The organism is Sulfitobacter sp. TMED3 (assembly GCF_002167505.1).
GTDB classification, from domain to species: Bacteria; Pseudomonadota; Alphaproteobacteria; order Rhodobacterales; family Rhodobacteraceae; genus Sulfitobacter; species Sulfitobacter pontiacus.
The window spans coordinates 1-8611 of sequence record NZ_NHBI01000047.1 but is presented as its reverse complement, the minus strand read 5'-3'; the positions used below and the strand labels follow the sequence as shown (position 1 = coordinate 8611).

8 protein-coding genes are annotated in these 8611 nt (G+C 58.1%); 3 read left to right on the top strand and 5 right to left on the bottom strand.

Features of this window, described 5'->3' with window-relative positions; all coding sequences use genetic code 11:
* From CBB63_RS12160 to CBB63_RS12150, 3 genes are all read right to left on the bottom strand, one after another.
* The coding region (locus CBB63_RS12160) for a PrpF domain-containing protein (RefSeq protein ID WP_286699344.1) at positions 1 to 374 on the bottom strand (374 nt) is incomplete at its 3' end.
* Between the two features lie 11 nt (positions 375 to 385).
* Positions 386 to 2416 (bottom strand): tripartite tricarboxylate transporter permease, encoded by a 2031-nt coding sequence (locus tag CBB63_RS12155; protein WP_286699343.1) that lies wholly within the window; start codon positions 2414 to 2416, stop codon positions 386 to 388.
* A gap of 74 nt (positions 2417 to 2490) precedes the next feature.
* The gene (locus CBB63_RS12150) at positions 2491 to 3567 is read right to left on the bottom strand and encodes a type 2 periplasmic-binding domain-containing protein (RefSeq protein WP_286699342.1); all 1077 of its coding nucleotides are present in this window, start codon (positions 3565 to 3567) and stop codon (positions 2491 to 2493) included.
* A 150-nt stretch (positions 3568 to 3717) separates the two neighbouring features.
* Here CBB63_RS12150 and CBB63_RS12145 point away from each other — a divergent pair, with 150 nt between their 5' ends.
* Positions 3718 to 4389, top strand: a complete 672-nt coding sequence (locus tag CBB63_RS12145) for a response regulator transcription factor (RefSeq protein ID WP_005851808.1) — start codon at positions 3718 to 3720, stop codon at positions 4387 to 4389.
* Complete coding sequence (locus tag CBB63_RS12140) at positions 4386 to 5756, top strand: sensor histidine kinase (protein WP_286699341.1); 1371 nt, start codon at positions 4386 to 4388, stop codon at positions 5754 to 5756. Before CBB63_RS12145 ends, CBB63_RS12140 begins: the two co-directional genes overlap by 4 nt.
* A gap of 493 nt (positions 5757 to 6249) precedes the next feature.
* On the opposite strand, the gene CBB63_RS12135 is transcribed toward CBB63_RS12140, so the two are convergent.
* On the bottom strand, positions 6250 to 7095 hold the full coding sequence (locus tag CBB63_RS12135; protein WP_502695915.1) for a DUF4437 domain-containing protein: 846 nt from the start codon (positions 7093 to 7095) through the stop codon (positions 6250 to 6252).
* A 116-nt stretch (positions 7096 to 7211) separates the two neighbouring features.
* Between CBB63_RS12135 and CBB63_RS12130 the strand changes: the two genes are divergently transcribed.
* Positions 7212 to 8114, top strand: coding sequence for a LysR family transcriptional regulator (locus CBB63_RS12130; protein ID WP_286699339.1), 903 nt, complete (start codon positions 7212 to 7214; stop codon positions 8112 to 8114).
* 218 nt (positions 8115 to 8332) lie between these two features.
* Here the strand turns inward: CBB63_RS12130 and CBB63_RS12125 are convergent, their stop codons facing one another.
* Positions 8333 to 8512, bottom strand: coding sequence for a GNAT family N-acetyltransferase (locus tag CBB63_RS12125; RefSeq protein ID WP_353744266.1), 180 nt, complete (start codon positions 8510 to 8512; stop codon positions 8333 to 8335).
* Positions 8513 to 8611: the final 99 nt, after the last annotated feature.

Below are 8611 nucleotides of genomic sequence, written 5' to 3'. Positions count from 1 at the left end.
GCGTGGATCTTCACATCCGTCACATCGCCGGTGGGTTGCACGAGGCCCAGCTCGACCGCCGCCGGGCCGACACCCGACAGGATGTTTCCGCAGGTCGGTTTGAAATCGACCAACCGATCCTCGACCGAGACTTGGGCAAAGAAATAATCCACATCGGCCCAACTGTCGTCTGAAGGCGATAGCATTGCGACCTTGGTGGTGACCGCCGCGCCGCCGCCGATGCCGTCGATGTTGAGCGGATGGCCCGAGCCGACCACAGCGAGCAATACTTCGGCCAGCGTTTCGCGGTCATCAGGCAAATCCGCGCGGTTGAAGTATGGCCCCCGCGAGGTGCCGCCGCGCATGAAGAGATAGGGGATTGCAGTCTGTGTCATCTCAAAGCTCCTCAGTTCAGCGGCCACGGCAGGTCGACTGCGTCTTGCAGCAGGCCGGGTGGGAAATCGCGGTTGAGCGCACCGGCCATGACGCACATCAGCGCGATGCCGCAGGCTGTCAGGATCAGGGTTTTCGGCCAATGCGCCTGTGCGCGGACCCGCAGAAAGCTGACCAAAAAGCCCAAGAGCGCGAGGATGAAGCCGACGAAATATGTGGCGACGATCAGCCCCACGAACCACGCCAGCGTGCTCCAGAGGCCATAGGGCGCATCCGCGTCCTCGCCCGAGACTTCCTTGTCGGCGAAGATGGCATCGCTTTCGGGGCGCAGGATCATCTGGACCAGCAGGATCAGCAGCGCAGCCAATGCGATGCCCCCCACAACCAGCGGCACGATCTTGTCGGTCATGTTGAAGTCAGGGATCAGCGAGGCATTGATCAGCGCGGCCACGACGTAGCCCATGATGATCAGCAAAAAGACCAAGGGCGCGCGTTTTGAGCCGGACTGCACATCGCCCTCGGCCATGATCGACTTGGCCTGACGCAGACCCAGCACGACAGAGACCACGGTGATGATCAGCAGCACAATGACGATGGGGGAGAAGACATAGTCCATGCCATCCTCAAAGGATTTGCGGAACCGGAAAGACGCGATCTGAAACGCTTGGTTCGAGAATTTCTCGACCGGGTTGGACAGGACGAAACCGATGAGGAAGGCCGGGCGCGACCAGTCAAAGCGGCGCAGGAAGATGCCGATCAACCCGATCACGAAGAGGGCGAGGATATCTTCGAAGTTCTGGCCCGACTGGAATGCCGCGAATGAGATCAACATGAAAAGGAAAGGCGCAAGGTAGGTGAAGCGGATCGTCGTCAGCTTGGCGACGCCGCCCGAGGCCGCGATGCACAGCAGTGTGCCGACGACATTGGCCAACGCTAGCAGCCAGACAATCGAATAGGTAATGTCGAGGTTGTCGCGTAGCATTGAGGGGCCGACTTCGATCTCGCCAGACCCCAAGAGCGCGATGGCACCGATGAAGATCGCCATGGAGCCAGAACCGGGAATGCCGAACAGCAGGGTAGGGACCAAACCGCCGCCCTCTTTCGCGTTGTTCGAGCTTTCCGGCCCGATCACGCCGCGCACTTCGCCTTTGCCGAAGTTCGATTTGTCTTTCGTCGTTTGAACCGCGTGACCATAGGCGATCCAGTCAACGACTGACCCACCAAGGCCGGGAATGACGCCGACCACCACGCCGATCAACGAGCAGCGGACCGACAGCCATTTGTTGGCCACCCAGTCACGCACGCCTTCGCCCCAGCCCGCGCCAAGCTTGGCTTCTTTGGAAATCGCCCGGTCTTGGCGCAGAAGCGATACGATCTCGGGCACGGCAAAGATGCCAAGGCCCACGATCACCAGTTTCAACCCGTCCGTGAGGTAGGGGATGTCATAGGTCGCCATGCGCAGGGAGCCGCCCGCGTCGGCCTCGCCGATGGTGCCGATAAGCAGACCGAGGCCCGCGGCCGCCAGACCTTTAAGCGCTACGCGACCCGCCAACACCGCCACCATCGACAGACCGAGGATCGAGATCATCAGCATCTCGGGCAGGCCGAAGGACAAGACGATGGGACGTGCCACAACGATGAACAACGTCAGGAAAGCCGCGCCGACCAGACCGCCGAAGAGCGATGAGGTGAAAGCCGCAGATAGCGCCCGCGCGGCTTGTCCTTTTTTGGCCATAGGAAACCCGTCAAGCACTGTGGCTTGGCTGGCCGAAGACCCGGGGATGCCCATTAGAACCGAAGCGAAAGTGTCAGAGGTTGGCACCACCGCGACCATGCCGATCATCAGCGCCAGACCCAGCACCGGGTCCATGCCGAACATGAAAGGCAAAAGCAGCGACAGCCCCGCGATCCCGCCGAGGCCGGGAAAGACCCCGACAGCGAGGCCCATGACCACGCCCAGCACCAGATATCCCAGAACCATAGGTTGCAGAATGAGAGCCCATGCCTGGCCAAGCGCAGGCAGAGCGGTTGCGAACAGATCCATCGCACCGACCTCGAAATGTTAGATTAAAGGGAGGGGATGGCCCCGGGATTGACCCGGGGCCAAGAGGGTTCCGCTTACTTCAGCGAAACGCCATAGGCTTCTTGCAGCCAGTTGGTGACGAAGGCTTTCGCCTCCGCAGAGACGGTCGTGCCGCGCTCAGTCGCCTTTGCCGCGCCTTCGCCTACGAAGACGGGGTACTTACCGACGCGCTTCTCGGCGATTTGGGCGAAATCTTCGCGGTTGCGCACCGCGTCGAAGGCCGCCGTGTAGGTCTCGATCACGTCATCGGGCGTCCCTGCGGGCAGGAAGGCGATCTTTTGCACAGGGAAACCTGCGATAAAGAAGGCTTTCCATGCGTCCCATGCTTCACCTTCGGTGGCGCAGCCTTCGGTGGCTTCGCAGACTTCCTTAAAGGTCAGGATGTCGGGGAAAGTGGGATCGCGGACGATGTTGCCATCGTCGTCAAGTGCGCCCCATGTCATCATCGGCACGGCTTGACCCTTTTCCACCAGATCAGCAGAGGCACCGAGGTAGCTTGACGAGGTTTGGTAGTCGATCGTGGCCTCGCCGCGCTCAAACATCAGACGGCCATCGCCACGGCCCTTGATGCCAAAGACCGGCTCAACATTCATGCCCAGCATCTCCCATGCCAGCAACGGCACGAGATCAAGGCGCGTGGCACCCTGCGAACCGTAGATGAAGTTGATGTCTTTAAGGTTATTGGCGGTGCCATCGAATTTTTCACCGTCCGTGGGATTCAGATAGGCGACCCCGCCGGTGCCCGACGCCATGACAGGCTTCCAGTCGCTGTACTCATAGCGCACACGCGGATCGTCCAGCAGATAGGGGAACTGGGTCGAGCCGGAGGTGCCGAAAAGAACCGTGCCCTCGTCATGCTCTTGCTCTTGGAACCAGTTGGCGCCTTTGGTTGAACCCGCGCCCGGCATGAATTTGACCACGACGGTGGGGTTGCCGGGCAGTTCTTCGGACAAGAGCGGCGCAAAGAAGTTGGCCCATTTGGCCGAGCCGCCGGTTTCCGAGAAGGGGATGACCCACTCGATGGTTTTCCCTGCAAAGTCGACTTCGGCCAGCGCCGGGGCGGCAAGGCAAGCAGCAGATACAGCGGTTGCGGCGAAATACTTGATAGTCATTGGTGTCCTCCCGTAGACATTCTGTATCGGTCAGGCTTTCACGCCTGCCGTAATTCGTATTTGTTTCAGGGAACGAATCCCTCCTCCAACACGGGCACACTGCCTTTCCAACCTTGCGCGAAACTTGCGCATCAGGATTAAGTTTTAATCATGCGCATTGCAGTCATCGAAGACAATGAGGCTCTGGCACAGGGAATTGCCCATCGCTTGCGCGATCGGGGCCATGCGGTGGACCTGCTGCATGACGGGGAAGATGCTGACATTTTCTTGCGACATGAGGGGGCTGACCTGATCGTGCTAGACTGTAACTTGCCCGGTTGTGACGGGCTGGAAGTTCTGAGCCGTCTGCGCCGCCGTGGCGATGGCACGCCAGTGATCCTGCTGACCGCGCGGGCCGAGACGTCAGAGCGAGTAGCAGGGCTGGATGCCGGAGCTGATGATTACCTGACCAAACCCTTCGAGATGGACGAGCTCGAGGCGCGGCTTCGGGCCATGGCGCGGCGCAAGAACCTTGAGTTCGCGGCCCGCGACGCGATTGGCCCCTTGGTCTTTGACCGCACGAACCGGCAGCTGTTGGAGGGTGAGCAGCCGCTGGCCTTCCCCCGCAAAGAACTGGCGACGCTGGAATGTCTACTGGAACGGCGCGGACGCATCGTGTCGAAATCCCAGTTGATCACGCATGTCTATGGCACCGGTGCCGCGCAGGAAGACAGCGCCATCGAGCCGCATGTGTCCCGTCTTCGCAAACGGTTAGAGCCCTTCGGCATCCGCATCAAAGCCGCCCGTGGGCTGGGCTATATGCTTGAAGTCGATAGCGCATGACCTCGATGTCGCTGCGCTCTCGGCTCTTCATGCTGATCCTGCCGCCGCTGCTGCTGCTTTCGATCGTTCTGGGGTTTTGGCGCTTTGAAGTGGCGCAGCGCACCTCTGAAACCCTGTTCGACCGGAGCCTGCTGGCCGCGGCCTTGGCAATCTCTCGCGATGTGGCGATTTCTGGTGGCGATGCGCTTTCTCCCAGCACGCGGGATTTCGTCTCGGATGCCGGGGGCGGTGAGCTTTTTTACCATGTTACCGGTCCTGGTGGCATCTACATTACCGGCTATGCCTATCCGCCCGTTTCCGGCGGCCGAACGGGCGAGGATCGGCTGGACTACACGATGGCGGAATATCGGGGCGAGCCTGTGCGGGTTTTGCGGATGCGAGAGAGCACGACCATCGGCAACCTCACGGGCGATACGATCGTCACCGTCTGGCAAAGGGACAGTGACCGAAATGCCTTTGCCGCCGCTCTGGCGCGCCGCGCGGCGGCGTTGATCGCCAGCCTGATGGCGGCCCTTGCTTTGGTGGTCTGGTTCGGGGTGAAGATCGGCCTGCGCCCCTTGAACGATTTGCAAGATGCGATCCAACACCGATCCCCCGATGACCTGCGCGATATCCGCCGCCCGGTCCCGGCCGAGGTCTTTGGTATTGTAGCCACATTGAACCGGCTTTTCGGGCAGGTGCGCCAGAGCATTGAGGACCATCAGGTCTTTATCTCCAACGCCGCGCATCAGCTGCGCAACCCCGCCTCCGCACTGTTGTCATTGGCCGAGGTTTTGCCGGATGTCAGCGACCCGCAAGAGCGTCGCCTGCGCGAACGCGAGTTGATTGCCGCCGCACGTAAATCGGCGCGGCTCGCCAATCAGTTGTTGTCTCTCGAACGGTTGCGCTACGACGAGGCACCAACATTCGATAGACTGGAACTTAACGCTATCGCTGCCGAAGTATGCAGTGACTTTGCCCCGACGATCCTGTCGCGGGATATAGGCTTTGGCTTCGAGCCATATCCTGCCCCTTTGCCCGTGAATGGCGACAGCGTGCTGCTGGGTGAGGCGATCACAAATCTTCTCGAAAACGCGCTGTCCCATGGGGGCCCAGGCCTCTCAGCGATCCGCGTGAGCACCGTGGCCGAGGCGGGGNATGCGGTGCTGACCGTACAAGATGACGGCATCGGCATCCCCAAAGACAGCACGCAGGCCGCGTTTCAACGGTTCGGTCAATTNAGCGAAGGGGAGGGCAGCGGGCTTGGGCTTGCCATCGTTCAGGATGTCCTGCGCCGTCACGGTGGTGACGTCGANCTGTTGCCGCAGGAGCGGGGNTTNNTCGTGNGNTTGAAAGTNCCGTTGGTGTCGCCGGTCGCAAAGCCCTGACACAAACNGCGCGCNGCTTACTACTCNAATTNGTGTACCCAGTTACATAGGTAAATGCANCGATCCTGTCGANCGCGTCGTGGTTTGGTGCAGACTTTCCGTTCTAAATCAAATTCGCTTGCTTGCAGGTATTTAGCTTTATGCAATTCGGTTTNTTGGTCTGCAAGCGGCGCATAGGGAGCGGCAAGGCGACAGAGTTCCGATGGTGCGACAAAGCACGAATGGCCGTTTTGGGCATATTGCGAACCTTCGCTGCAGGTGCGAAGCATGGGGAAGACAATGGTGAAAGCGGACGTATCACGAGCGGCTAAGACTTCATTGTCTTTCCAAAAAGCTGNCCTGCCNAAAGTCGACAGATCCACGTNCCGGTTTGTTCGATTTCAGAAAAGCAGGCGGATGCACGATACNGGAGCTTGNTATTTTCTTTGCCAGTGGACCGCGATCGCTTGAACGTGGGANTAGAGCCATCTTTCAAACGACNGCGGCACTGCGATTACTTCCCGGTGAAAGTGTATTTGCNTTCTGCCCGCACATACAGCATGCAATCATCTTCGATCTGGCAAGACAGATCATATGATCCGCCTGTTTCAGAGCCGAAATAGCTGCCGGGAACCAGATCGCTTNCTGTGGANCCNTCCGGGACGGTTAGGTCCGTTTTGCCGGAGATTGTGACAGCGCGGAGCAATCCAGCATTGCTTTCGAGCGTGCCGGAAGTTCCTGCCGGAATTTTCAGGAATGTTGCATTGNTTGCGCTGGTCTCTCCCCAAAGGTAGGCGAGCTGNGGGGCGGCGGTGTTGTCCTTGGCGGCAGGCTGATCGATCCATGTCACATCATCCGTGCTTAGCCAGACAACGTTGCTTGAATCCAAATTCACTGGAAGTTCNTGGTTGTCAAAAGCCTCTTCGGTCGGCCGGACCAGATATGGCCCTTCGAGGATCTCCAAAAAGATCGTTGCGCCGCCCTCTGCCGCCGCAGATGTGATGTGAGGCTCACCCGCCGGCTGTGACCAAAAAGAGCCCGGCCCCATCCACATGTTTGCGGCATCGGGATCATCATTGTGGACTGCACCTTCGATAACGATGCCCCGATAGGTAATGTTGTGAATATGGGGCGGCGAAGAAAAGTTCTCTCCGAATTTGATAATGGCACCGGTGGGCACGTCTTTGGCGATATCCCCCCAGAGCACGCCGGCCTGAGGTGCTGCGTCTCCGCGTGCTGGGTTGAGCGGCTGATAAGTAACATCCGAAAATTTCACGATCTCGGTGGCTTCTTGTGCAAAGGATTGCTGGGAACTTAGCGACAGGGCTATTGCGGCTATGGGCAGAACGGAGTGTTTCATCATGTCATATACTTTCGTGGTGAAGCGTCTTGGCTCGTTGCCGGGAGTGAGATACTATGAAACCAANGAATGATAATGGCTTCAAAAAATAATATACTATTTGNCTGTGGCAAATAATGATTAACGATCTGAAATTGCTGGAATTGTTCGTTCGGGCAGCGCGGTTGGGAGCTATCGGTAAGGCCGGTGCAGAGTTTGGTTTGTCGCCGACGAGCGCGACGCAACGCATTCAGGCACTCGAATCCGAAGTGGGCGCGCAGCTTTTGCACCGGACAACTCGAAGCGTCAGTGTGACGCTTGAAGGGGAGCGCTTGCTGAAACATGCAGAGCGGATTTTCGAGACGGTGCAGGACGCCATGCTTGACGTANGTGGCGAAAATCAAGTCCTGCGCGGCACTCTAAGATTGGCTGGCCCTGCCTCATTCGGGCGGAAGTACATTGCGCCATTTGTGACGGAATTCTTGTCGATGCATCCGGGTTTGACCGTGCAACTCCANCTTAGTGATACGGTTTTTGACATCGTGGATAACGGGTTCGATTGTGCTATCCGATTGGGTGCTCTGGAAAGCTCGAGCCTCAAGGCGCAAAAGCTTAGTTCATGTCCACGTATTCTGGTTGCTGCGCCAGACTACCTAAAAGCGATGGGTACGCCACAAACGCCACAGGACCTGGTTCATTTTGACTGCGTAATTCGCGATGCATTGCAGAATTGGAAGTTCAAAGGGCCTCATGGGGAGGAAGATGCCGTCAAAGTTGCGGGCCGTTTCGTGACCAATCTTGCAGAGGGTGTTACCGAAGCTGCCATTTCCGGCTTTGGCATCGCGCGCAAATGTACATGGGAAGTTGCCGAGCATCTTGAAAGTGGTGAACTGGTAACTGTCCTGGACAGATATATCGTAGCGCCGGAGTGGAACATTCACTTCATGCGCCCGCCCGGCGGGATCGAGCCGCTTAGGGTCCGGCAATTCAGTTCGTTTATCAAACAAAAGATGGCGCAGGTGCCGACTTTGAGGCAGTGAAGCGGTTTTTACAATGACCGGTAACTTGCGACCCACGACCCAACGCCGCCGTTTTGGATTATGGTGCCCGATATACACAGCAGGGCATATATGGCCGGATTGGATTGGACTGGGCGTGAGATTGACCTCAAGGCGTTCGCCAACAAGGGTCTCATTTTTTCACAAAATGAGACGCTTACATTTTTGAAAATGTTCGTGTTTGGCTATGCTTTATAAGCCTAATTCAGCACGTCAGCCCATTCGGGGTGTTTCCGAAATTCTGAGGCGGCGAAGGGGCACAGCGGCACGATCTTTTTGCTTTGCTCTCGCATGTCAGCGACAATTTGTTCGATAAGCATCTGCCCGTACCCGCGACCCCGCAAGGGGTCGTCGACTTCGGTGTGGTTGATGATGACGATCTTATCTCCGGGACTATCCTGAATTTTGTGCGCTGACGTGGTAACTGCTCACAGAGGAGACCCACGTATGAGCATCGACAAAGACTTGCTGGACCGTCT

What these genes read in the sequence shown, in the direction of transcription:
- CBB63_RS12155 (WP_286699343.1), bottom strand. Translation starts at nt 2,416, where the DNA reads ATGGATCTGTTCGCAACCGCTCTGCCTGCGCTTGGCCAGGCATGGGCT.
- CBB63_RS12150 (WP_286699342.1), bottom strand. Translation starts at nt 3,567, where the DNA reads ATGACTATCAAGTATTTCGCCGCAACCGCTGTATCTGCTGCTTGCCTT.
- CBB63_RS12145 (WP_005851808.1), top strand. Translation starts at nt 3,718, where the DNA reads ATGCGCATTGCAGTCATCGAAGACAATGAGGCTCTGGCACAGGGAATT.